The organism is Ohtaekwangia kribbensis (assembly GCF_042676245.1).
Lineage (GTDB): Bacteria > Bacteroidota > Bacteroidia > Cytophagales > Cyclobacteriaceae > Ohtaekwangia > Ohtaekwangia kribbensis.
The window spans coordinates 731,070-756,637 of record NZ_JBHTKA010000001.1; the positions used below are offsets into that span (position 1 = coordinate 731,070).

Annotated in this window: 14 protein-coding genes; 5 read left to right on the forward strand and 9 right to left on the reverse strand. The window is 45.1% G+C overall.

Features of this window, described 5'->3' with window-relative positions:
• Positions 1–17 precede the first annotated feature (17 nt).
• Together ACFQ21_RS02960 and ACFQ21_RS02965 are read left to right on the forward strand one after the other, a co-directional pair.
• Complete coding sequence (locus ACFQ21_RS02960) at positions 18–4,478, forward strand: T9SS type A sorting domain-containing protein (protein WP_377574613.1); 4,461 nt, start codon at positions 18–20, stop codon at positions 4,476–4,478.
• A gap of 9 nt (positions 4,479–4,487) precedes the next feature.
• Positions 4,488–4,754, forward strand: a complete 267-nt coding sequence (locus tag ACFQ21_RS02965) for a hypothetical protein (RefSeq protein ID WP_377574616.1) — start codon at positions 4,488–4,490, stop codon at positions 4,752–4,754.
• A gap of 239 nt (positions 4,755–4,993) precedes the next feature.
• Here ACFQ21_RS02965 and ACFQ21_RS02970 read toward each other — a convergent pair whose 3' ends face one another.
• Complete coding sequence (locus ACFQ21_RS02970; RefSeq protein ID WP_377574618.1) at positions 4,994–6,709, reverse strand: amidohydrolase; 1,716 nt, start codon at positions 6,707–6,709, stop codon at positions 4,994–4,996.
• A gap of 77 nt (positions 6,710–6,786) precedes the next feature.
• Between ACFQ21_RS02970 and ACFQ21_RS02975 the strand changes: the two genes are divergently transcribed.
• Positions 6,787–8,613 carry an LTA synthase family protein gene (locus tag ACFQ21_RS02975; RefSeq protein ID WP_377574621.1) on the forward strand — a complete coding sequence of 609 codons (1,827 nt, stop codon included), beginning with the start codon at positions 6,787–6,789 and terminating at the stop codon, positions 8,611–8,613.
• Positions 8,614–8,662: 49 nt separating this feature from the next.
• Positions 8,663–9,382, forward strand: coding sequence for a hypothetical protein (locus ACFQ21_RS02980; RefSeq protein WP_377574623.1), 720 nt, complete (start codon positions 8,663–8,665; stop codon positions 9,380–9,382).
• A 120-nt stretch (positions 9,383–9,502) separates the two neighbouring features.
• Here the strand turns inward: ACFQ21_RS02980 and ACFQ21_RS02985 are convergent, their stop codons facing one another.
• Positions 9,503–10,660 carry a CapA family protein gene (locus ACFQ21_RS02985; RefSeq protein ID WP_377574626.1) on the reverse strand — a complete coding sequence of 386 codons (1,158 nt, stop codon included), beginning with the start codon at positions 10,658–10,660 and terminating at the stop codon, positions 9,503–9,505.
• A gap of 47 nt (positions 10,661–10,707) precedes the next feature.
• A complete protein-coding gene (gene pdeM, locus ACFQ21_RS02990; RefSeq protein ID WP_377574629.1) occupies positions 10,708–11,361 on the reverse strand; it encodes a ligase-associated DNA damage response endonuclease PdeM in 654 nt (217 codons plus the stop codon).
• 265 nt (positions 11,362–11,626) lie between these two features.
• Here pdeM and ACFQ21_RS02995 point away from each other — a divergent pair, with 265 nt between their 5' ends.
• Positions 11,627–13,039, forward strand: coding sequence for an inorganic phosphate transporter (locus tag ACFQ21_RS02995; RefSeq protein ID WP_377574631.1), 1,413 nt, complete (start codon positions 11,627–11,629; stop codon positions 13,037–13,039).
• A gap of 47 nt (positions 13,040–13,086) precedes the next feature.
• Here ACFQ21_RS02995 and ACFQ21_RS03000 read toward each other — a convergent pair whose 3' ends face one another.
• From ACFQ21_RS03000 to ACFQ21_RS03025, 6 genes are all read right to left on the reverse strand, one after another.
• Positions 13,087–14,139 (reverse strand): protein-glutamate methylesterase/protein-glutamine glutaminase, encoded by a 1,053-nt coding sequence (locus ACFQ21_RS03000; protein ID WP_377574634.1) that lies wholly within the window; start codon positions 14,137–14,139, stop codon positions 13,087–13,089.
• Between the two features lie 412 nt (positions 14,140–14,551).
• Positions 14,552–15,658, reverse strand: a complete 1,107-nt coding sequence (locus ACFQ21_RS03005) for a hypothetical protein (RefSeq protein WP_377574637.1) — start codon at positions 15,656–15,658, stop codon at positions 14,552–14,554.
• A gap of 66 nt (positions 15,659–15,724) precedes the next feature.
• Complete coding sequence (locus tag ACFQ21_RS03010) at positions 15,725–18,808, reverse strand: PAS domain-containing protein (RefSeq protein WP_377574640.1); 3,084 nt, start codon at positions 18,806–18,808, stop codon at positions 15,725–15,727.
• Between the two features lie 115 nt (positions 18,809–18,923).
• A complete protein-coding gene (locus ACFQ21_RS03015; RefSeq protein ID WP_377574643.1) occupies positions 18,924–19,673 on the reverse strand; it encodes a LytR/AlgR family response regulator transcription factor in 750 nt (249 codons plus the stop codon).
• A gap of 43 nt (positions 19,674–19,716) precedes the next feature.
• On the reverse strand, positions 19,717–23,547 hold the full coding sequence (locus ACFQ21_RS03020) for a PAS domain S-box protein (protein WP_377574646.1): 3,831 nt from the start codon (positions 23,545–23,547) through the stop codon (positions 19,717–19,719).
• 186 nt (positions 23,548–23,733) lie between these two features.
• The gene (locus ACFQ21_RS03025) at positions 23,734–25,230 is read right to left on the reverse strand and encodes a sensor histidine kinase (protein ID WP_377574648.1); all 1,497 of its coding nucleotides are present in this window, start codon (positions 25,228–25,230) and stop codon (positions 23,734–23,736) included.
• Positions 25,231–25,568: the final 338 nt, after the last annotated feature.

Below are 25,568 nucleotides of genomic sequence, written 5' to 3' on the forward strand. Positions count from 1 at the left end.
ATAGATAAATGGAAGAAATGATGAGGATAAAATTTTACCTTCTGTTCTTTTTTGTTGTGGGGATTTTTAACCTGGGCTTTGCGCAAGGGTGGGTGTTGGAGTTTGGTGTATATTACTCAGCGGAGGGTAATCCTCCTTATTCTCCTTGCAAATTTGGTAACTATCAATTTAGCATTGGTAATAGTACAAGTGGATCTATGTATCTATTCGGGCAAAATGGGGCCGTAAATGATCACTATTATCTGAGTGGAACAGACTGGGACAACCTTACGGATAAGACTATTACTATAAATTTGAATACGGTTTCATGCGTCAATTCGAATTCAAATGTATCTCTTGGCGGAAATGATAATGCCAGTGATAATATAAATAGCAATAGTAACATCTGTTACAATTTGGGAATCAATCCAACGGGGACTGTTACCATGAAGTATAGTAGCTCCGGTAGTAGTTCGTATGACTTTAAAATGGGCTATATCTTCTGGCCTCGATTGGTCATAGATACAGCTCGTAGCTGCGATGCAATAACCTTGTCAGCGCCACGCTGTTTAAAAGGGACTGCTAAATGGGAAGTGTCCAATACATCATCAGGTGGCTGGAAAACAGTGAGCAATACTTCTAAACAAATTACCCTGACAGCAAGCGATCTTTCAGCATTGGGACTATCCTCAGTGTATGGAGTATTATACGCTCGTGTCAGCGATTCAGGTTTGGCAGGCCGAACGAGTGCGGCACAAGCATTTAATGTCTATGCACCACCGCCAACAGTTTCAATCGCGGATAGCACTGATGCTATTTGTAAAGGGGAATCCAATGGTACAGTTACTTTACAAATTTCAAATGCTGCGTCAGCGGTGAACCGGTTTTATATCAATTGTACGCATGCGGATGGAAGTCTTAAAATCGAACCTGTGGTATATCCGGGAACCTATCAAATCAAGGATTTAAAAGCGGGCGATTGGCAGTTTCTGGTCGTCAATAATGCGTATGATCCGACAGGTACCGATCAAACCGTAAGCGGAAAATACGGACACTGTAACACCACGATAAGTCATACAGTGAATGAACCTACACAAGTAACGATAGGATTCGTTACTCCTCTTCATAACGGTTATGCTATTGCATGTAATGGTGGTAGTATAGGTGAGTCTACAGCTATTGGTGCCGGTGGTGTTGGCGGGTATAAAGATTTTAGCTGGAGTACAGGCGCAACAATCGAAAAGATTACCGGACTTAAAGCAGGTACCTATACTGTAAGTCTCAAAGACGCCAATAACTGCGTTGCTACCAACCAGGTAATTTTACAGGAACCTACGCCAATAAAGGTTTCTCTTTCTGCGGCTACAGACTACAATGGTTACCCGGTAAGCTGTTGGAATAAAAGCGATGGCGGAATTAAAAGCGCTGTGTCGGGTGGTATAACTGGCTATACCTATCTGTGGTCAACAGGAGCAACGGGGAACTCTGTCTCCGGGCTTGGCGTGAACACATATAGCGTAACAGTAACCGATGGCAATAGCTGTAATGCTTCCGGTAGTCTTGCGCTCACGGCTCCGGTAAAGATAGATTTCAGTATCGATCAGCTTGCTCCTTTAAACTGCCCGGGAGATAAGACCGCTATACTTGAAGCAAAACCCGTAAATGCTACCATTATTGGTGCGCCCCACTATAACTGGTCTACAGGAGAAACCTCGTCAACTATCACTGACAAAGGCTCCGGTATATATTCATTAACACTGTCGGACGATCAGGGATGTAGCACAACAAAATCTATAACCCTGAATGAACCACCGGCCTATAAAGTTGCAATCGTACCACAATCAGATTATAACGGAAGCTATATAAAGTGCAACGGAGATGCCAATGGTATGCTGGCCGCTGTGGTAAAGGATGGTAGCAACAATATCGCCACCGCACAAAACTACTTATGGACAGAAAGTGGAACTACCATCGGGGAAAGCGCATCACTTTCATCGCTTAATAATCTGGATGAAGGTATGTATAAAGTTGTGATTACCTATGGCAATCAATGTAAGGCTGAAGCTAGTTATTTTCTTACTGACCCCGATCCTGTGGATTTAAAATTGTCTATCGGAAGTAACTACAACGGTCAGGCTATCAGTTGCTATAACATGACCGATGGGAAACTACATGCCATTGGTTCTGGGGGAACGAAGAGTCTTTCCTATAGCTGGAACACAGGCGCAACCGGATCACTGCTTTCGGGTATCGGTGCAGGTTCCTATACCGCTACCGTAAAAGACGTAAATGGTTGTTCTGCCACCGCTACCATGTCGCTTGAAAATCCGTTACCGGTTCAGGCAGTAATCACCGATGTTTCCGATTACTCCGGCTATGACGTATCCTGCTATGGACTCAGTGATGGTTCAATAGTTTCTGAAGGAAAAGGAGGTACAGGTGTATATACTTATGTATGGTCGAACGGAAAAACAGTGGCTTCTGTCAATGGACTTGCTGCCGGTAGTTACACGGTTACTGTATCCGATAATAATGGTTGCAAGCAATCGATCAGTCAAAATATTACAGAACCTTCATTGCTGGCCTTATCGCTAGCAGATAAACAAAATATATCCTGCTACGATGGTGCCAATGGGAGTATACAGCTTTCTGCTTCGGGGGGTGCCGGTAGTTATACCTACTCGAAGGATAATAAACTTTCATGGCAGAGTGCTAACTCCTTTACCGGATTGAAAGCCGGTAGTTACACTGTTGTACTTCGCGATAACAATGGTTGTGAGAAGAGTATAGCAACTACATTGACACAGCCATCGAAAATCAATATAGCGTTCAAAGATATGCAGCCTGCTTTCTGTAGCAATCCTACAGGTGCGGCAACAGCCGTGGTAACAGGTGGTGTAAGCGGCTATACCTATAGCTGGCAGGATTCGAAGAACAATATAGTTGATACGGACGTAACGCTTTCGAGTGTAAAAGGTGGCATCTATACCTTGATTGTTACCGATAATAATACGTGTACGATGAACGGAAGTGTGGGTATCACAAGCACCGATGGTGCAAAATCCACTTACACCGCTACTGCCGCTAAGTGCTTTGATTCATCCGATGGCAGCGCTTCCATTACCATTACCGAAGGAGACGGCCCGTTTGTTATCGAGTGGCCGGACGGGCAAAGTACACTACAAGGTATTAACCTCAAGAAAGGAACCTATGATGTATTAATCACGGATTCTCATAATTGTCCGGTGGTACAAACTGTAGAAGTTACCGCTCCAGACGCACTTCGGTTAGCAGTTGCTCAAGAGGCGGTTCCAACCTGTAACGGAGTCTGCGATGGTGCTATAACGCTCAAAGCTACAGGCGGTGTCGGTAGCTATACCTATCAGTGGAACAACAGTACAGGAGCAACACAATCCAAGTTATGTGCAGCAGTATATCCGGTGGTGGTAAAGGATTTCAATGGTTGTGTCTTGACAAAAGACATCGAACTAAAACATCCGGAGCCGCTTGTTATAACGGTAGTAAACACAACGCTTCCTACCTGTAAAGATGGATGTGACGGCTCACTGGAAGTAGCGGCCAGTGGTGGAAACGGAACGTATATATATACCTGGGCCACGGGAGGCAACACCAGCATCAAAAGCAATCTATGTCCGGGTTCTTATGTTGTGAGTGTTTCCGATGCCAAAGGCTGCAAAGGCGAAGGTACAGTTAAGTTGGACAATACGCCCGCTTTACCACTTAATCTTGGCAATGGGGTAACATTGTGTGTTGGTCAGACCTATACCCTTGATGCCGGAACCGGTTGGAAAAGTATAGTTTGGAAAAGTAACACTGGCTATACAAGTACCGATCAGAAAATAGTAGTAAAAGATGCAGCTAGCTATTGGCTGGAAGTAGTAAATGATAAAGGATGTATCGCGCAGGATACGTTTCTGCTGGAAACATCTTACGATCTGCTGAAAGCATCCTTCATGATACCCAAGCAAGCTATCGCTGGCGATACGGTGGTGATGATTGACATATCATGGCCGATTCCTGAAAAGGTTGAATGGAACTATCCACTTGATATGACGGTGCTCCAGGACAATGGCGATGTGCTTTCTGGCAAATTCAATACTGCCGGTACGTATGAAGTAAATCTGGCGACACATTTAGGGGAATGTTTCGATCAGGTTAGCAAGACGATCACCATTATTGAAAGCGAAGGCGACTTCGAAGGAGGAAGATTAGGCTATGAGGAATATGTGAAGAACTTTACACTATATCCGAATCCTAATAATGGTGCATTTCATGTTGGCGTAGAACTTATTGACGAGATGCCGATTACGGTTAGCGTGTGGCATTCACCTAGTGGAATTTTAGTCAGGAAGATTCAGCAAAACGGTGAAAAGATATACCAGCTATATTTTGATTTGCGGCCACTAACTTCCGGTACGTATGTACTTAGACTGGATTATGAGATGGGGAAGAAGTATATACGGTTTGTGGTTAATTGAAGTGTGCTTATGAAAGAAGGAATTATTACAAGATTTCTTATAGTCCTTTTATTCCTCGGCATGACTTTGACGAATGTCACCGCACAGCAAAAAAAATATGTATTATTCGAAAGTAAGAAAGGACGATTCACCTTTCAATGTCCGGATACTTGGCAGTTTGAAGTAGCAACCATTGAAACAGATACTTCAGAAGAAGTCCGTGATTGGCGAAACGGAAGGTTTGTAAGTACTGACTCCACCGAAGCCAAATATATAAAGATTGCTATGACGGAATAATTTTTATATAGAAGTAGTCGACCGATCACTAGACCTTACGTTACTACCTGATAATCTATACATCAAAAAGGAATCAACCTACTATAGTAACTTTAGAGCTACATGTCTGGTAATCCTGCTGAGTCCGAAAATATAAAAGGGAAAAATTGGACAGGTATACATCATTTTAATAGTTGCAGAATTTTTCTGTAAAGAGGACGATGTTTCTCCTATTGTGGACCTTCACGATAACTTAACGGTTATTCGCCAAACATCACCTTCCCTCCCACAATCGTCATAGCTACTTCAGTCTTTAGAATATCTGCTTCAGATATAGTCATGATGTCTTGTGTAAAGATGGTGAAGTCTGCAAGTTTGCCGGGAGTAATAGAGCCTTTAATATTTTCTTCAAACGCACCGTATGCTGCATCTATAGTATACGAGCGCAGGGCTTGTTCGCGGGTCATTTTTTCTTCAGGTTCGTAGCCTCCTTCGGGTTCGCCTTTCAAAGTCTTGCGTGTTACCGAAGCATAGAAACAAGATATAGGATTGATCGGTTCTACGGGTGCATCGGTACCATTTACAATTTTAGCCCCCGACTTCAATAGCGACTGCCACCTATACGCACCTTCTTTAATGCGCTTCTCTCCTAGCCGATCGATCGCCCACGGTCTGTCTGACGACATGTGTATAGCTTGCATGGCGGGTATAACTCCGAGACCGGCAAAGCGTGGTAAATCTTTCGGATCAATATGTTGTGCATGTTCAATACGAAAGCGATGATCTTTCACTTCGGGATGTTCTTTGAAAGCTGTCTCATAACGATCGAGTATCTCGCGGTTGGCGCGGTCGCCTATAGCATGCGAGCATACCTGAAAGCCATGCTTCAAGGCTTCACGCGAAGTCTTCAGTACAGTATCCATAGATAGTGTCGCCATGCCGGAAAAGTCTGGGCGATCGGTATAGGGCTCGAGCAGCCATGCACCGCGCGAACCCAATGCTCCATCACAATTCAATTTAACAGAACGTATCGTTAGTATATGTGCTGAATCTATAGCGGGTCCCTTTTTAAACCACTCATACATCAGATCACGATCATAGCCTGTAATCATAACATACATGCGAACCCCCAATTTACCTTCATTCTTAAACTGCTGGTATAGCGCTATATTTTCGCGACTCACCCCGGCATCGTGAAAACTTGTTATACCATTTCGAAGACATGCCTGTATAGCAAGATCGAGCGCCTGTGCATCGGTCTCGGCTGTAGACTCGGGTATATTTCGCGCCACCAACGTCATGGCACGTTCGTTGAACAAACCGGTCGGGTTGCCCAACTCATCGCGAATGATCTCTCCTCCTTCGGTATTACCCTGCTTTATATTTTCTTTGGACAGTGCCGATACACCGGCAACCTCCATCGCTTTTGCATTGGCAAATGCTGCATGGCCACTGGCATGCCACAGGAACACCGGGTTATCGGGCGATACTTCGCTGAGTTTGGTATGGATCGGAAAACCTTTTACAAGTTTCTCAGGCTTCACATCCCATTTATCCTGGTGCCAGCCGCGACCTACAATCCACTGTCCGGGTTTAGCTTTACTCACAGCTTCCTTTACTTTCGCTACGATGTCATCGAAGTTTTTTACATTCATCAGATCGAGGTTCAATTCGTTATAGCCAACACCCATCATGTGTGCGTGACCTTCAATGAAACCGGGAGTCATCGTCTTGCCCTGCAGATCAACGACCTTGGTTTTATCTCCGGTAAACCGGGCAACATCCTTCTCTGATCCGGCAAAGACAATTTTATCGCCCGTTACGGCAACAGCCTCCACGATGGGATTACTCTCATCGGCAGTATAGATCTTGCCTCCTTTAATTACCAGATCAGCAGGTGTTTGGCGGGAGCATTGTGTAAGCAACAAGAGCGCGCCCAGGTATACGAACAGATATTTTCGCACAAGTTTATACATTAGGTTTATAAGGATAATGTTAAGATAAATTATTGAAGAATTCACCACCTGTTATCTTTGCGGATTATAATCAGGATATGCGCGCGAGACTTCAGGTTTTTCTTTTACTGACTATTTTCTGGCTTGGATATATGATCGTTATACGAGCGTTGTTCCTTGCCTATAACTACGATATATCTGCTCAATTAACGGTTGGCGAAATGTTTCTCACCATGATGCACGGCTTTCGTATGGATGCCAGCATGACGGGGTACTTTCTGGCGCTCTTGGGCTTGCTGATCACGGTATCGGCTATCGTCCCCGGCCGCTGGCTGCACACTACGCTTACCTATATCAATTTCACCCTGCTGGCTATATCATCGCTTATAACCATTGTTGATCTGGAGCTATACCGGCACTGGGGCTTTCGCATTAACAACACGCCTTTCTTTTATATGGGATCGGGCGCGCTGGGCAGTATCAGTCCGATGGTGATCATAAAAGGTGTTATCATTCTCGCTGTATTGATAGCCGGTTGCTGGTGGGTATATCTGCGTGTGATCAAACCGCGCACCGCGGCACTGCCTCCGCCTCAACAGAAGAAATCTGCTTTTGTACTGCTCGCAGTCTCAGGATTAATGTTCTTGCCAATACGCGGCAGCTTTAGTGTAGCACCGATGAATACGGGTTTTGTATACTTTCATAAAACGAAAGCGTATGCAAACCATGCTGCGATCAATGTAATCTGGAATTTCATCTATAGCGTGCGCAAGAGTTCGCGTTCCAGTTACCCGGAGAATTTCTTTGACAAAGAGAAAACACAAAAGCTTTTTGCATCGCTATACCCGGCCAGTGACTCAACGATACGGCTATGGCACACGGAACGACCGAATGTACTGTTCATCATTCTCGAAAGCTTTACAGCAGATGTAGTAGAACCGCTGGGTGGTATTAAAGACTTGTGTCCTAATATTACCGAACTTTGCAAGGAAGGTATATTGTTTGATAATTTTTATGCGAGTGGTGATCGCACCGACAAAGGGCTGATCAGTATACTCAGCGGTTACCCGGCACAACCTCAAACGTCCATCATTAAATATCCGGCCAAAACACAGCGGCTGCCGCACATCAGTCAGTATATGCGCGCGATGGGGTATAAAAGTTCTTTCTTATACGGTGGTGATGTTGACTTTGCCAACTTCCGTTCTTACCTCACTACCGGTGGCTTCGATCATATTACCGACATGGATGATTTCCCTTCCAGACTCAACACATCCAAGTGGGGTGTTCACGATCACTATATGTTTGCCCACGCGCTGCAAGAACTGGATACAACACACGCTCCTTTCTTTAAAGTTATACTCACGCTGAGCAGTCACGAGCCGTTTGATGTGCCGATGGAGCCCTATATAAAAGGGAACAATGAAGAATCACTGTTCCTCAATTCATGTCACTATACCGACAAGAGTCTTGGTGATTTTATACGTGCGTGCAAACAACAACCATGGTGGCAGAATACAATTGTTGTTATGACGGCTGATCACGGTCATCGTCATCCCGGTAATAAACCGCTCTCGGTAAAGGAACGTTTCAAGACTCCCTTGCTGATCATTGGCGGACCGATTAAGAAAGATACTGTGATCCATACCATGGCCGGGCAAACTGATATAGCCAATACCTTGCTGGCGCAACTCGGCAAACCTTCGCCTGATTTTATATTCAGTAAAAATATATTCGGCAACAAGGTTGTGCCGTTTGCTTCGTTCTTCTTCAATGATGGTTATGGTTTTGTGTTACCCAACAAACTGATCATCTATGACAACCTGGGCAAACAATTCTTAAAGAAGGAAGGCGCTGATGAAAGCGACCTGGAGTTAAGCAAAGCTTACCAGCAGGCATTGTACAGCGACTATAACAAACGATGAGGCCTGCTATATATAGCGGGTTATAACACCAACGTAAACCAACAGCGATATGAGAAAACTATCTATACTGACAATTTTATTTTTAGTTACGATGGCCGCGCAGGCGCAGGACTTCGGTTTGTCGTTCTCTTATTTCATTCCAAAGAATGGCTACTTTTCAACGCCCATCAGTCCGTTTTCAATACGCGGTTTAGGATTTGACATCAACCGTTTTTTGGCAATTGAGACAGGCGCTTCGCTATACCGCATGTCGGGTCTGAACATGAAAGACCTTCCTTTCGAAAGTAAAGATCCTTTGGTGGGACCTAACTTTACCATCTTCGTTCCGGTGGAGTTAGTGCTTCAGTTCAAAGGACAATCTGCTGAGTTTGATATCAAAGGTGGTGTATTTGGTTTTCATGGTATGGGACAACGCATCAACTATGGCAACTTCGATCGTGCTGTTCGCACGTATGAAGGCTGGCAGGTAGCCAACAGCGACCTCACCTTTAGCAACAATCCCGGCTGGGGCTATCACGGTGGTGCAGAGCTTACAGTATATGTTACCGGGCAAGTAGGTGTATCGATCGAAGCGAATTACCTCGTGGGCGAATCTAAATTTCCGCTCAAGGGAAGCTATACCGGTGGCAACACATCGCTTGAGACAAAGGCTGTTGATTATCCGAACGCCAAGATTGATTTTACCGGCATGGAGTTTTCCATCGGACTGATCTTTAGTTCAGGTGGCGGGCCGTCCGCGCCTAAGAAACCCAAGCGTAGAAGAAGATAGCTTTGAGGTGCGGGCTGCGAGAAGTAAGAAGCCAGAAGTAAGAAGGGCTGCTGGCTTCTGGCGGCAGGATGTTTGTATATACTTCGCGTGAGCTATATTATATATAATCAGCGTTTTTTGTTAGTCTTTTGGGATGCTGTCGAGTGGGATTTCGGGAGAGGTTTGTAGTGGTACGGGTATACTTTTGCTCTCCTCTACACCTTTATTATACTTCTTATATAGCAAACGTGAATCGTCTACAAAAACTTTATAGGCTGCTTTGGATGTTACGTCTTTTATAAAAGGTACGGCATCGGTTTCTACTTTGGGTGCCGGCAAGATATAGTAATCTTTATGAGCATCCACCGTGCGGTATACCCATTCCAGGTAGTAGGCAGCACTGTCAATCCTAGTAACTGCGCTGTCGGGAGTATAATTTATCTTTTGCAGTTCAAGGTATGCCATGGCACCACCGTCTGTGTAGCGCTTCCGTTGTCCGGACACAAAATTACCAAGCGAGTATGCCACGAATTGATTTTTGTCTTTACGCCACTCCATCGGTTGTATAACATGCGGGTGGGCACCGATTACAAGCTGAGCTCCGTGCCTGAAGCAAAGTTCGGTAAGGTTCTTCTGTTCTTTGGAAGGTAAGCTTTGATACTCTGATCCCCAATGAGTAAATACAATAATTACATCAGGCTTAAGTCCTTTTGCCTTGATCAAATCTTTACGCATCACAGCCGTGTCCAGGCGATTAACCACGTTCGGTTTATATACTGGCAAACCATTGGTGCCATAGGTATAATTTAATATAGCCAGTGTAAATCCATTCTTCTTTACCAGCAGCGGATGATCATTCATGCGACTCACCGTATCGACAAATGTACCGGTATGTGGAATGTCGAGGCTGTCGAGCATCATGATGGTGCGCTCCAGTCCTTTCTTGCCACGATCCACGCAATGATTATTAGCGGTTACAAGTACATCAAAGCCTATATCTTTCAAGGTCTGCGCGAGTGCATCGGGAGAACTGAACTGTGGATATCCTTTGTGTGGCGGACCGGCCAGCGTTACTTCCAGGTTCCCAATGGCAAGGTCTGCACCTTCTATATAGGGTTTGATGAGTTGAAAGCAATTGCTATAGTCATACTTTTTGGCTACAGGGTCGTATGCAGAGTTGATCTGCGAGTCGTGTCCCATAATATCACCGACAAACATCAGTGATAGTCGCGTAGTATCCTGTGCCGATGCGCAGAGGGTCAAAAAGAAAAGTACTGAAAACAATGTGGTCTTTATCATAGAGGTTCAGGGTTCAGGCAAATATAGGTTTGTATGGTGACGCGTTGTTACGCACTCAAAATACTAACATCAATCACTTTATCTTCAACGATGGCGAATACACGATCTTCTTTTTTCGGTTGAATGCGTGCTAATCCTGTGAACATACCGAATGCCGGAAGCAATGCAAGATGTTTTCCGAAATAAAAACAGGGCAACGTCATGGCCTGTCGTGCCTTGCCGCGCAAATATACTCCCGGGTGAATATGTCCGGCCATATTATACTTGGTTTCATGTGCCTCTTCCAGCGGGTGATGCGTGAATATAAAATCATCAATCACCAGTTCATTGTGCACAACGATACCCTTACGCTCATACTGCAGGTCGCTCATGATGTCGTGGTTGCCGAGCACAAGTTCAAACGACACGCCTTTAAAATGCTTCACGAGTTCACCAAACACTTCCCACTCGGTGTTATAGTGGCTGTGAAAGAGATCACCCAGGCAAATCAATCGTTCCGGTTTGGTGCTTTGTAAAAGTTCGATCAGGATTTCGAGGTTATGATCATTTGCTTTGGACGGCACCGGGATGCCCGCCTTTCTGAAATGGTTAACCTTGCCGAGGTGAAGATCAGCCAGCAACAAGGTTTTATATTTTTTCCAGTACAATGCCTTTTGAGGGCACAGGTAAAATTCGTCCGCTCCAATAATCAACTGCGTCATTCGGCTGCTCAACTTTCTGAAAAGTAAGAGGGTTCAAGATACTATTTTCCTTTTTCCATGAGCTTCCGATCCCTTAAATTTACGTAAGCTGGTTCGTGTTTTTTGGCGGGTGCACACAAACAAAAGTTATCACTCCAAAACGACATAACAAATTGACAATCAACACAATTAATACGATCCAAGTGTTTTTGAATTAAAAAAGTTAACATAGCCATAACAATGGGTGTAGTAAATCAGCTTAGATTGCGCCCGAATTTCAACTCTTATGTTTGAATTAGACCTTTCTTACTCTGTCCTGCTAATTCTGTGTCTTATTGCTGCCTGCGGATTTGAATTTGTGAATGGATTTCACGATACGGCCAACGCTGTGGCTACTGTCATTTATACCAATTCACTAAAGCCCTGGACAGCCGTGATCTACTCCGGTATCTGCAATTTTGTGGGTGTATTGATCGGTGGCGTTGGCGTTGCTGTAGGTATCATTAACTTGTTGCCGGTTGAATCGCTTGTCGATCAAAACATTGCACACAGTCTTTCCATGGTCATGGCGCTTTTGCTGAGTGCTATCTTCTGGAATTTGCTAACCTGGTATTTCGGTATACCCTGTTCAAGCTCCCATACGCTGATCGGTTCTATACTCGGTGTGGGTATAGCCTACTCGTTGTTACCGGATTCACGCGAAGCTGCTGTGAACTGGGGCAAGGCGCAGGAGATCGGCTTATCGCTGCTCATCTCTCCGCTCTTTGGTTTCTCCATGACGATCATCCTGATGTTCCTGATCAGAAACCTCACCAAGAAAACTTCCTATGGTGACAGTCTCTTCAAGGAACCTAAAAAGAATACGCCTCCGCCCGCGGTTATACGCGGCCTGTTGATCCTTACCTGCGGCAGCGTAAGCTTGTCACACGGCTCTAACGATGGACAAAAAGGTGTTGGGCTTGTGATGCTGATCCTGATCGGTATCGTGCCTACATACTTTGCATTGAATTCAAAAGTAGTTCCGAGTACATTGGTTGCTCCGCTGCAGCGGATTGAAACGGTGATGGGTTCTATTGATCCTTCTCCGCTTTCAGCACCTGATCGCGTAAAGTTTGAAGATGCCCATAAGATGAATCGCGAGCTGATCGCTAAACTCAGCTCAATACCTTCAGTTGAAGGGATCAGGAAAGAAGAGCGCTTCATTGTACGAAAAGATATACTGCTGGTAGATCGCCACATGAAGGCGCTTCTTGAAAAACCTGAGCTGCGCCTCAGCGAAAGCGAGAAGAATACGATCAAGAATGAAATGAAAGAAGTAAAGAAAATAACCGATTACTCTCCGCAGTGGGTTATCATTATGATCGCTCTTTCATTGGGACTTGGTACCATGATCGGCTGGAAGCGTATTGTAAAAACGATCGGTGAGAAGATTGGGAAAGAACATTTGAACTATGCACAAGGCGCCAGCGCAGAAATTATTGCTGCCAGCACCATCAGTATATCAACGTATCTATCACTGCCGGTGAGTACAACGCACGTGTTGTCATCCGGTATTGCGGGTAGCATGGTGGCGAGCAAAGGTGTGAAGAATCTTCAGGCCGATACGGTGCGTAACATTCTTATGGCGTGGTTGCTTACACTGCCGGTAGTAATCGTTCTTTCCGGAACGTTATTCCTGCTGTTCCGCGCTATATTCTAAGAGACTTCCCTAAACAACCTATAGCTATACCTGGTGTATGATCTACATCAGGTATATTTTTTTATACGCTCTGATATTTCTGTCAGTGACAACACCAGGTCAGCAGCACCGAGTTTAATCGCTTCGCGTGGCATACCAAATACAACACTGGACGCTTCGTCCTGCGCTATAGTCTTCGCTCCTGCTGCTTTCATGGCAAGCAGGCCTTCGGCACCATCGCGGCCCATACCCGTCATAATAACACCGAGTGCATTCATGCCGGCATGTTTTGCTACCGAGTTGAAGAGTACATCGACTGAAGGCCGGTGGCGGTTCACCAGTTCACCATCCCTTACGCGGACGAAGAACATCGTACCGTTACGGTATATTTCCATGTGCTTGCCGCCGGGGGCTATATATACATGGCCGCGCATAATGTGATCGCCATCGCTCGCTTCCTTTACTGTTACTTCACAAAGCGAGTTGAGCTGCTCGGCAAACGAGCGCGTAAAACCCGCAGGCATGTGTTGTGTTACCACAATGCCCACATTATTGGCAGGCACATCTTTCAATATATAGCGCAGTGCTTCTGTGCCACCGGTAGAAGCACCGATGGCAATGATGCTGTCAGAGGTTTCATTTGTGGAGGGCCGTACACTCTTGATAAATGGCTTCTCTTCACGTGACGGTCTGTTCAGCGCCAGGCGCCTAACGGGTGCCATATACGCAGCCTTGATGGCATCTGTGATGCGGATCTTCGATTCTTCGAGATGAGCTTTGGTGGCACGGATCTCTGACTTTGCCACCACTTCAACGGCACCAAGATCGAGGGCACGCAATGCCATGCGACTTCCCTCCTGTGTCAGGCTTGAAATGATAACTACGGGCAATGGACACTGGATCATGAGTGTCTTCAGAAATGTTAGTCCGTCCATGCGCGGCATCTCTATATCCAGCGTGATGACATCGGGAATGTTATGACGTATTTTGTTCGCAGCAATATAAGGGTCTGCCGCGGTTGAAATTACTTCGAGTTGAGAGTCTGATGATATGATGTCTTTCAGTGTCTGACGCACCAATGCAGAGTCGTCAATCACCATAACTTTTATAGGCCGTTCCATGCAGGTTAGAAGATTATGGTTCGGTATACATTCCTCATTGCATGACAATCTTTCTGTTGCCTTCCCATGGAAGGTGTTATACGACTCTGATACGCTATACCTAATTTCTCTATCACTACCTTCATAATCCCTTCACAGGCTGAAATATATCTGATTCACATCAGAAAGATGTCGTCATGTGTTCTAAAAATTTACGAAAGCGTTGTTGTGAGATCAACTGGCTGCGTGGTTATAAAAAAGAAAAAGCTTCAGGCCGTCTGCCAGAAGCTTTTCTAATTCCTGTAACCCTAAACCCAAAACCTATAAATGTACAGGAGAATTTTACTGTGTATGCGTAGCAAAGGTATGATGCGAAGAGGCGGTGCAGTAGCCGAAATGAGCAAGTGGATACTTTTTCTGAGTAAGTGGAAAGTCACGGTTTGGCACCTTGTGAAATCACAGCAGAATCAGTCTGAAAAGGGATTTGCATGTGAATTTCCTGCACATCATCATGTGGAAAACAAAGTCGCACCTGTGCCTGCATGGCCTGCGCTATTTTGCGGGCTGCGTAATAGTTGATCAGGTTCGGTGAAATGAGTAGCTCCGAGTACAATGAAGTTCGCTGTAGCAACGCCTGGCGAATAGTACACCCTACCGTAAAACCTGCCGCCCGAATCTGGATGAGCAAACCGTTATCGTTTTTAGAGATATGACAGTTGATTGTTGCTCCATCTTTTCGTGGCAGACTGATAATGTAGAGCAAGATGTTATTCAAAAGCGATTGCACCAGGTGCTCATGCACACCACAGATTTCCGCATGATCGCTGGTGAAATGAAAATTCACAACATCGAGCAGGCAGTTCAATGCCAGCGTTTCACGAAGAGTTTGTTCAAGCAAGGCAAGCTTCAGATCACCGGATGGAATTTCTGCCTCGTGTGAATCTGCCAGGTATAGAAGTTTAAAGAGACGTTCATCCAGGTTAGCTGCGCATGAATCAAGCATCTCCAGCAGAGTGTCCACTTCCGCATTATCTTTACGAAGCTTCATTACGCCTACGAGTCCACGTATAGAAGCGAGCGGTCCGCGCAGATCGTGAGCAGCACGGTATACAAAATTATCAAGGTCTTCGTGCCGGCTGTCGTGACTGCGTGTTTGTTCTTTTACCTTATCGAGATTCTTTACCTTGAGAATAATATAGCCGTTGATGTTACTCACCAACCCGAGGTAAAAACCGGATATACTAAACACAACCGGTTTGTTATGGCGACCTTTTAATGTTGCTGTTGCCTCTTCAAAAAAACCACGGTTCAAATTACTGAGCAACAGGTTTTGCAGGTTCTCTTTATAGTTCAGGAAGCTGATACCTTTTCCCTGTACTTCTTCCAATGCATAGCCCAGGGCATCCAGCACATCATTGCTGATGAGATCGATGTCAAACTTATTCGTCAGTATAATGGATTCAACAAAAACTGACGTGAGCTTTTGCCTGATCTCTTCTTCTGAAATCAGACTCAGCGAAATGTCCGTGAGCGATGTCATCTAAATTCCCCCTCCTGTTTAAGCACACTTGCGCGTGCCAGTCCTCCTACCCTAAAAACCTGCTTGTTATTTTACAACGTGCACTCCATTTTTCAGCTGCGGAAGGTTCAATCGTTTAGCCTGGCGATTATATAGCAGCAAGGCCATTTCAGAATCTTCAATATGATAACGTGCACCTATATATTTTACAATTTTACCGGCTTCATCTTTTACCGGTACAATAGTGGCATCTACCCAATAATAGCTTCCATCTTTTGCACGGTTCTTAATGATGCCTTTAAAGACTTCACCTTTCTTAATTGTTTCCCAGAACACGCGGAAGAGTTCTTTCGGCATATCCGGGTGACGAAATATACTGTGTGGTTTGCCAATGAGTTCTTCTTCTGTATACTTGGAAACTTCGCAAAGCTTTCTGTTCACCGCGAGGATCGTTCCATGTACATCTGCTTCGGACAGAATGGTGGTGAGGGTAAATACACTCTCGCGAATTTCAAGATCGCGTTTCATACCCTGCGCTTCCGCCAGCAGCTTTTCAGTTTGCTGTTGCAGGTTAATCTGGCTGGTTATATCTTTTGTAAAAAGACTTACACCTATAACTTCGCCCGCTGCATCGCGTAACGGATTATAGGTAATGAGATAATGATGTTCGAAATAGCTGCGCGTCATCTCTACCACTTCTCCGGCCAATGCTTTTTTATAAGGAAGCAGGAATTGTTCTTCTTCATTTCCTTTGGACAGCCTGGTTACGTGAAAGCCTACATCGATCGGTATACCCTGCGCACGGAAGGTCTTCAGCATAATATCGTTCGCCATCACCACGTGCAAATTCTTATCAACGGTAAGAATGGCATCGCTGGTAGCATTGAGCATGTTGTTGAGATATACTTCTTTGTCTTTCGCTTCGTTACGCGCGTTTACAATTTCAGTAAGATTCTTCGCGAAGCAGGCAATCTCGATCACGGTTCCCTTGTCATCACGTATAGGTGAATACAGATTCAGGAAGTGAGACTTTGCTCCGTTTATCTCGATCGTATCGTTTACTTCGTATGCTTCACCCTTAAATGCACGCTCGTAGAACGAACGGTGCTCTTTCTTCTTTGCTTCGTTGTCACCAAACAACGAGAGGATATCAAAACCTTTTTCAACAACGATACCTATTTCGGTAAGACCTTTGGTGAATGCGCTGTTATAGCTTACCACTCTGAAATCGCGATCGAGTGTAAAGATGGATTCTGCCGATGCGTTCAGAATTTCACTTACATACCGTTCTTTACTTTGTACTTCGGTGAGTATACGCTGCATTTCTTCCTGCGTAGCCGAAAGTTCTTCCATGTTCTGGCGCAGTTCTTCTTCCTGCGCTTTCATCTCTTCGTTTGCCTGCTGTGCTTCATGCGCCATGCGTTCGGCTTCATGGCGTGCGCGCATCATTTCTGTAATATCTTTCGCATAGCACGCAGCAGCAAATACTTCTCCGTTCTCTCTGCGCAGCGGTGAGTAATTACTCAGGTAATACGACTGTGCTCCACCTACATTAAATGACTCGGTGATGTCGAACGTTTCTCCTTTCAGCGCGCGCGTGTAGTAGTCACGTTGCTTCGCACGCTCGGTGCCTTCCTGAAAAATAGTAAGTACGTCAAGTCCTTTTTGAGGTGTTAACCCCAGCGCTTCAATGCCGGCAGCAAATGATTTGTTGAAGCTTATGATGTTTAAATTCTTATCAACGGTAAAGATAGAATCCTTGGATGCATTGAGTACTTCATTCAGGTATCCTTCCTGGCTTTGCACTTCGGTGAGTATACGCTGCATTTCTTCCTGCGTAGCCGAAAGTTCTTCCATGTTCTGGCGCAGTTCTTCTTCCTGCGCTTTCATTTCTTCATTCGCCTGTTGTGCCTGGTGCGCCAGTCGCTCGGCTTCATGGCGGGCACGCATCATTTCCGTTACGTCTTTTGCATAGCACGCTGCGGCAAACACTTCTCCGTTCTCTTTGCGCAGTGGCGAATAGTTGCTGATGAAATATGATTGTGTTCCTCCCAGGTCAAATGACTCTGTTATATCAAACGTCTCGCCTTCCAACGCGCGCGTATAGTACCTCCGTTGCTTGTCGCGTTGTTCGCCATACTGAAACACGCTGAGTATATCCATTCCCTTGCGAGGCTCCACGCCCATAGCTGCCAAACCTCCCACAAATGCTTTGTTGAAGCTGATCACCTGAAAGCTTCTGTCGACAGTAAAGATAGAGTCCTTTGATGCGTTCAGGACTTCATTCAGGTATCCTTCCTGACTTTGTACTTCACGGATAATGCGCTGCATTTCTTCCTGTGTAGCGGCAAGCTCTTCGAGGTTCTGACGCATCTCTTCTTCCTGTGAACGCATCTGCTCTGCCTGCACCTGCGACTCGTGCAATAATTTCTTAGTACGCTCGCTGCCTTTCACAGCTGATATGGTAGAAGCTATACTTTCTCCAAGCTTCTCTACGAATTCAATCTGGTGCTGTCCTATTTCCTGGAAGGATGCAATTTCTACTACCCCCCACACACGCTCTTCTATTTTTAACGGCACTACCAGCAGGTTGCGTGGCAAGCCTTGGCCAAGTCCTGATGTAATGCGGATATAATCTTTTGGAATCGTCTTTAAATATGTAGTGTTCTTCTCTAACACGACCTGACCGATAATACCCTCACCCAGTGCAAAACGTTGGTTTAAATGCTTCTGACGGTTGTAAGCGTAGCACGCTACCAGTTCCAATGCTATATTATTCGGGTCTTCATCGTCCAGTATATATAGTGCGCCCTGGTTGGCTTCCATATATTTTACGAGACTGCTGATTACCTGATTGGTTAACGCTGCCAGGTCATCATTCTTGGCGCGCAGAATGTCTACAAAACGCGCCAGTCCTTCTGTTACCCAGTTACGCTGCTTCTCTTCCGATGAAAATTTCTTCATCTGGTCGCGCATGCTCACAAGCGAAGATGCCAGCGAGTTTTCATCGCCTACTTCATCGGTATTGTTGTATTGTATATCGAGGTTGCCCTGTTCAATCGCTTTTACGAATTGTGTAGCACTCGTAATCTGCGACTGATATAAAGAAAGTTGCTGTTGTAATGTGTTAAGAGTAGTCTTCTTGATGATAGAATAGGAAAGTGCTTTCATCCGGAAATTGAAATTTCATGCAATGTACTTTCAGAAGCACTGTCCGGAGATTCTCAATGAGTAAGTGGCGGGTTTCGGTTAGTATCTGGAAACGGAAAAAGTCAGGTACTTCTCGCTACAATTTGGCCCCTATGCGCGCCAGAAAGCCTTCTTTCTTTCGCTTTGAAACATCGAGTGATTTGTCGTTTGCCATGATCACGTATCCACCTTCTCCACGCACGTATTTTTTTATGGCGTTGAGGTTAATAAGGTATGAATTGTGGATGCGATAGAAATTATGTTCGCCCAGCATGTCTTCATATTCTTTCAGCGTGCGACTTACTATATATTTCTTTCCGTCCATCACGGTGATTTCTGTATAGTTACTCGAGGCTTCACAATACAAAATGTCCTGCATCTTGACAAACACCAAACCATCTGTGGTGGGCAAGGCCAGTTTGTAATTTTCCGAGGAGGTGTTTTTCAGATTCTGCATCAGTTGTTGCAGGCGCAACGAGATGGAGGCGTTCATGCGCTTCTCTACTTTGGTGAGCGCCCGTTTCAATTCTCCAATGTCAATGGGCTTTAACAGGTAATCGATCGCAGCAAACTTGAAAGCCTTGATAGCATACTCGGCATACGCGGTGGTAAAGATGACTTCAAAATCAAAATCACCGAGTTGTGTCAGCAGATCAAAACCGGTTTCACGTTGCAATTGTATATCGAGAAACACAACATCAGGTTTATATTGCTGAATCGCCTGCACAGCTTCTGCAACGTCCTGGCATAGCGCTTTAACAGCGACATTATCACAAAACTCTTCCAGTAAAATTTTCAGACTTTCACGGCTTTTCAGCTCATCGTCTACAATTATAGCGTTGATCATAGTTTGGGGCTTACACAAGTTAAAAAAGTAAACCTTTATAACCTCAGAATCGTACCCAAATATTTACGCGGGTTCCGGTTGCATTTCCGGCACGATCCTGCAAGTCCTGAATCTCCAATGCAACTTTATCCTGCTCATTGATTAATCGCAGTCGTTCTTCCGTCAGGATGGTTCCCATAGACTTATGCTTTGGAAAATTCTTGGCGCGTAAAGCTTGTGATGCCTTGCGGCCGATGCCATTGTCCTCAACACTAAACAATACACGATCGCCATCATTTTTCACAGCTATACACAAAAGTCCTTTCTCGGGCTTGGAGTATAATCCATGTAAAATAGCATTCTCTACATACGGCTGAATCAACAGCGATGGTATCTCGATGTTGTCCAGGTCAAGCCCGGGATCAACATCCAGTACAAACTCAAATTTATTCTCGAACCGAACCATCTCCAGGTTTATATAGTAACGAAGCAAATCAAGTTCATCGGCCAGGTTAATCTTGTCTCGCACCGAGTGTGTGAGTACACCGCGTATAAGTTTGGAGAATGTAGAGAGATAGTTGATCGCATTCTGACGATCGTTCTTCGCGATGAAGTATTGTATCGAGTTTAATGCATTGAAAATAAAATGCGGATTCATAACAGAACGCAGTGCCATGAGTTTCAACTCTCCTATTTTCTTGTTGGCTTCCGATAGTTCCTGAGCCTTGCGTTTCAGTTCAGTGATATCACGCGTATATACCGATGCACCTACAATGCGGTCATTCTCGATGATCGGGTGCACCGAATTTTGTGTCGTAACAATTTTACCGATATACTCTTCCGATACAGATTCTCCTGTAAAGGAGCGATTGTATAAACTAACCCAGTAATCGATCAGGTAATCCGGTAAATATCCGCGCGATGCTTCTACCATGTTCTGTCCAACACTATATTCTATGTTGTATAGTTCCTTCATGGTTTCGAAGAACACATTGTTGATCGCGGTGATCCGGTAATCCATATCCACCGACCATATACTCAGGTCGGTGTTGTTGATGATCGCGTTCAGTTTGATCTCGTTCTCACGTATCTTGTCTTCTGCTATTTTTTGTTCTGTTATATCTTCAGCAAACACCGTTACCCCGGTAATAACACTGTCCTTTCCAACAATCGGACTAATGGAATATTTAAAGTAGCGATCGTTGCGCTGCTCCTGCAGTTCGTACGATTCACCTGCACACGCGCGGCTGTATCGTTCGCTCCATACATCACGCAGCCAGCTTGCATCCGGGAGATTCCATGCAGCCGATATAATGGGTTGACCGTACGTGATCTCAATGTTATGGTTACGCTTGATATACTCCTGGAACGTTTGATTGCATATGATGACGCGATGCTCCCGATCAACCGCCCACACCATGAACTTGGTGTTGTTTACGGTAGCCTGCAGGTTCGCTTCACTCAGCATCAACCGCTCTTCTGCCTGCCGCTTGCTGGTGATATCATCCATATAGGCTGTGATACCACTGATCTCGTCTTCTACAAATATAGGGTGCAGCACACAGTGGTATATCCGATTGTTGGTTTCTATATCAAACTCTTCGGTTGCGCGTCCATTCTTTACAATCTCATATTTACTCCGCCAGAAATCACTGAAAGATGCCGGGTTGATAAAATCCAGAATGGGCATGCCGACAAAGAGATCCGTTTTTTGAAAGCGCTTGAAGTATTCCGCAAAGCGATTGTTGAAGCGAAGTAATTTATAGCGTATATCTACCGACCAGATAAAGTATTCGGTGTGATTCAGAATCGATTGAAGGTTCGCTTCGCTCTTTACCAGGTTCTGTTCAATGATCTTTTTCTCCGTGGTATCGCGTACTACTACGAGCAAATGATTTTCACCGTGCAGGTGTACGCGTTGTGCTGATATAGTACCGAGAAAGTGCGTTCCATTCTTGCGAAGAAAAACAGAATCGATCGTAACGTGTCCCTGACTGGCAAGTGTGGAAAAATACTTATCACGATCTTCCGATATAGCCCACAGGTTAAAGTCGCGCGAGGATTTACCGATTACATCCTGACGGGTATACCCTGCCAGTGATTGCAATTTTTCATTTACCTCCACCAGTTGCAGATCGCGTTCGCGGAAGATAAGCATCAGGTCCGGGTTCAGATCAAAAGATTTCCGGAACCGCTCTTCAGCATTTCTGCGCTCCGAAACATCACGCACAACGGACAGGATATACGGCACGCCTTCGATCTCCAGCCGGTTACTGGATACGATCACATATATAATGCTGCCGTCTTTGCGCACGCACGGACACTCTATCTCTACCGTTTTATTGGCATTATAGCGTTCATAAAAAGCTTCACGATCTTTTTCATAGATGAAGAATTTTACATCGTTCAGGGTCTTGCCCAATATTTCCTGCCGGGTATATCCCATGACGGTTTCAATGCACTCGTTCACATCCGCGATCATACGATCGCTTTCGCGTACAATCATCATCAGGTTGGGATTGCTATGAAAAGCGCGGGAGAATTTCAGCTCGCTGCTCTTGATTCGTTCCTCCGCCTCCTTCAGGTAGGTAATATCAAACACGAGGCCCACCATACGCTGCGCTATACCGTCTTCCTCAATCGGATATGCTGTAATGCGCACCCACTTTCTATAACCCAACGGAGTGAGTATACGCCCGGTAATATCGAACGACTCACGCTGGCGCGATTCCATCTGCCTGAATATTTCCTGTATCAGTTCACGATCCGGCATTTCAAAGCGCTGCTCGATCTCGCGGAGGTCGTTGGTATTGAAGCTCTGGTCTACACCAAAGATGTTATACATCTCATTCGACCAGAACATGGTTTTATTATCCGGATGATATTCCCAGCTTCCGATGCGCGCCAGCTTCTGCGATTGGTTGAGTATAAATTCACGCGCGGATAGCTGACGGATGTGATGAGACAACTGATCGTTGCTTTGCCGGAGTTCTTCTTCCGCGGTAGCGAGTTCTTCTTCGCGTTCCTGTAATACATGGTTCAGCGCACGTTGTTGCTCCAGTGAGCGTTCCAGCACTTCTTCACGCTTACGTTCGCGTGATATATCGATCCAGCTTCCTACAGCTTTGATCGCTTTGCCGGATGCATCGCGCACAAATGTACCCTGGTCGATTACGTGAACGATGCCCCCGCTCTTCTTGTGAAACCGGTATGTATCAAAAAAATTCTCCTGTGTCTCAACCGCGTGATCAAAGTTCTTGACCACGCGTTCCCGGTCTTCGATATGTATATCGCTGATCCAGTCTTCCAATGTATAGGCTGGATTATTGAAACCGAATTCCTCCAGCGTAGCGTTACCGGCCATCCATTGTAGCTTGCGGGTAGCGAGGTCTACTTCCCACATGGCAGCGTTAGAGAGTTCAGCAATGCGCTTGAAGCGATTTCGTTCAGCTTCCAGTCGTGCCAGCAGTTCGTTCATCTGCTGCTCACGTGTATGCAGATGCGTGGTATCACGCCAGGCACCAATAACCCGCCTTACATTACCGGCTGCATCGCGCAACAGGCGTATGGTATCGTGAATATAGTACACATGGCCGGCAGCACAGAAACGATAGTCGTGTATATATACCGACACCGAAGAATCCCGGAGGGCATTTTCAAATCCGCTGACAGCGCGCTCGCGATCGTCCGGATGTATATTGTTACGCCAGAAATCATTCAGCGCTTCATCGTCCGGTATAGCATATTTGATGCGGTTCGCAGCCGATGAAAACCAGTGGAGTTGATTCCGGGTAAAGTCGATTGTCCAGATAGCCTCTCCCAAAGTATCCAGAATTGCCGAGAACAATTCCGGATCGAGAAGCTCATTAAATTCTTTTTCGGTAATGTTATTCAATCGCGCATGCTTTATACGCTAAAGGTAAGCAAAACGTGTCTAAGGTTTACGTGTGCACCAGACGCGTGTTTATGTGTTTAAGTGTTTAAGTGTTTACGTGTGCACGTTGATACGTTACCTGAACATAAACACGTACACACATAAACACGTGCACACATAAACACGTGCACACGTAAAACACGCGCATCACGCGCAGAGGTTGGGGATTTCGAAGCTGAACGTTGTGCCTTCGCCTACTTTGGATTGAACGCTTACGGAGCCTTCCAGTTTTTCGAGTACGCCTTTTACGATATATAGGCCAAGTCCGGACCCTTTACTATCGGCATTGGCGCGGAAAAACATTTTGAATATCTTATCGACATACTCTTCCGGGATACCTATACCATTGTCGGAAAAGCGAAGTATAGCACGCTTCTCATCTACCAGTATATCAATCTTCAGGTATGAATCTTCCTTGCGTGTATCACGGTATTGCACTGCGTTGGATATAATGTTGTTGAACACCATCAGCAACCGGCTATAATCTGAACAGAACGGTGCCTGCTGTACTATATTCCGGATGCTCTTTACGGTATCGGCACCTTCCATATAGCGCAGCGAATCGATAGACTCCTGCAGCAGTTCGTTGAAGTCGATCTGCTTCGGCATGATATCCATGCGCGCATTACGCGAGTAGTGTATAATATCCGAAATGAAATGATCGAGTTTGTTTACACTCTTTTCGATGAGCGCCAGGTATTGATCCGTGTTCTGTTTTTCAGGATCGAGCTTGATCATGTTGATCAATCCTTTAACAGACATAAGCGGAGCACGCAGGTCGTGCGAGGCGCTATATACAAAACGATCAAGCTCTGAGTTTATGCGGATGAGCTCTTCATTTTGTTTTTTCAAAAGATCTTCTGTCCGCGTCTGGTTTGTTATGTCGCGTGAGTACATGGTTAAACCGGTTACTATTCCATTCTCCACAATCGGATACGTTTTTATTTCAAAAATCCTGTTGTCCTTCTCGATCTGGTAAGAGTCATAATATTTACCAGGTCTTCCCTTTAATCCACTTTCATAACGGTTGCGCCACAGCTCGCGCAGCTCGGGCAGGTCATCCGGTATCAATCCCAGAATGTTCTCACCTCGCAGCAACTTAACGCCATAAGCCTGTTTATATTTTTTAAAGAACTCACGATTAAAGTCAATTAGTTCAAAATCGGTGTTGATTAACCAGATACTGTCTTCAATTGTATTTAAGATCGACCGGAGATTCGCTTCGTTCTCTATAATTTTTTTCTGATACGCCTTGCGCACGGTAATGTCACGGCTGAAGACGGATATAATTTGCGAACCATCGGGACGGCTACTGGATTTGAAGTGTATCTCCCAATAGTAATTACGACCATCGATCTCGAATACATCTTCAACTTTTATAGCAGTACCACTCAACGCTACCATACAACGGTCGCGCCAGGTGTGTGTGAGTGTTGCGTGTACACGCTGCATCGATTCAAGAATGGAAGTACCTTTCTTAAGTTCGATTCCATACGTCTCAATAAAGATCCAGTAGAAGCCAGAGTTGAGGTTAATGATGCGAAAGTCTTCATCGAGTAATAAAATATTAGAATCAGCATCCTCAATTATAGAAGTAAAGATATCCTGCCACACGCCTATCTCTGCATGCTCCAGCATCGTCATACGCTTATTGTTTTGATAAAAATTAACAGACCCGCTCAACGCCTATTCAATACATTTTAAACACCATTCACGATCATGGATATTGCTGGCAGCACACCTTTGACACAACTTTCAACCTGTACGTTGTTTTTGTCAACGTAAAGGTTACTACTGCCTGAAATATCAACCTGTAAGATCATGGCGTGTGTACGTAAACAAGGTAATTTGGATGCCTGCCGTTTATACCAAAAGTGTCTCCATTTTGGAGCTACGCGTTTTTTAGCCTCAAAAACTACATTTTTATGGGAGCAATTCCGGTGAATCACATCATCAGGTGACGGGTTCATCGACTGATTTTT

Excerpts from the sequence above, each read along its gene's own strand:
- ACFQ21_RS02970 (WP_377574618.1), bottom strand. The coding sequence starts at position 6,709 with ATGTATAAACTTGTGCGAAAATATCTGTTCGTATACCTGGGCGCGCTC.
- ACFQ21_RS02975 (WP_377574621.1), top strand. The coding sequence starts at position 6,787 with ATGCGCGCGAGACTTCAGGTTTTTCTTTTACTGACTATTTTCTGGCTT.
- ACFQ21_RS02980 (WP_377574623.1), top strand. The coding sequence starts at position 8,663 with ATGAGAAAACTATCTATACTGACAATTTTATTTTTAGTTACGATGGCC.
- pdeM (WP_377574629.1), bottom strand. The coding sequence starts at position 11,361 with ATGACGCAGTTGATTATTGGAGCGGACGAATTTTACCTGTGCCCTCAA.
- ACFQ21_RS02985 (WP_377574626.1), bottom strand. The coding sequence starts at position 10,660 with ATGATAAAGACCACATTGTTTTCAGTACTTTTCTTTTTGACCCTCTGC.
- ACFQ21_RS03025 (WP_377574648.1), bottom strand. The coding sequence starts at position 25,230 with ATGACGATGCTGGAGCATGCAGAGATAGGCGTGTGGCAGGATATCTTT.
- ACFQ21_RS02965 (WP_377574616.1), top strand. The coding sequence starts at position 4,488 with ATGAAAGAAGGAATTATTACAAGATTTCTTATAGTCCTTTTATTCCTC.
- ACFQ21_RS03015 (WP_377574643.1), bottom strand. The coding sequence starts at position 19,673 with ATGATCAACGCTATAATTGTAGACGATGAGCTGAAAAGCCGTGAAAGT.
- ACFQ21_RS02960 (WP_377574613.1), top strand. The coding sequence starts at position 18 with ATGATGAGGATAAAATTTTACCTTCTGTTCTTTTTTGTTGTGGGGATT.
- ACFQ21_RS03010 (WP_377574640.1), bottom strand. The coding sequence starts at position 18,808 with ATGAAAGCACTTTCCTATTCTATCATCAAGAAGACTACTCTTAACACA.
- ACFQ21_RS03000 (WP_377574634.1), bottom strand. The coding sequence starts at position 14,139 with ATGGAACGGCCTATAAAAGTTATGGTGATTGACGACTCTGCATTGGTG.
- ACFQ21_RS03005 (WP_377574637.1), bottom strand. The coding sequence starts at position 15,658 with ATGACATCGCTCACGGACATTTCGCTGAGTCTGATTTCAGAAGAAGAG.
- ACFQ21_RS02995 (WP_377574631.1), top strand. The coding sequence starts at position 11,627 with ATGTTTGAATTAGACCTTTCTTACTCTGTCCTGCTAATTCTGTGTCTT.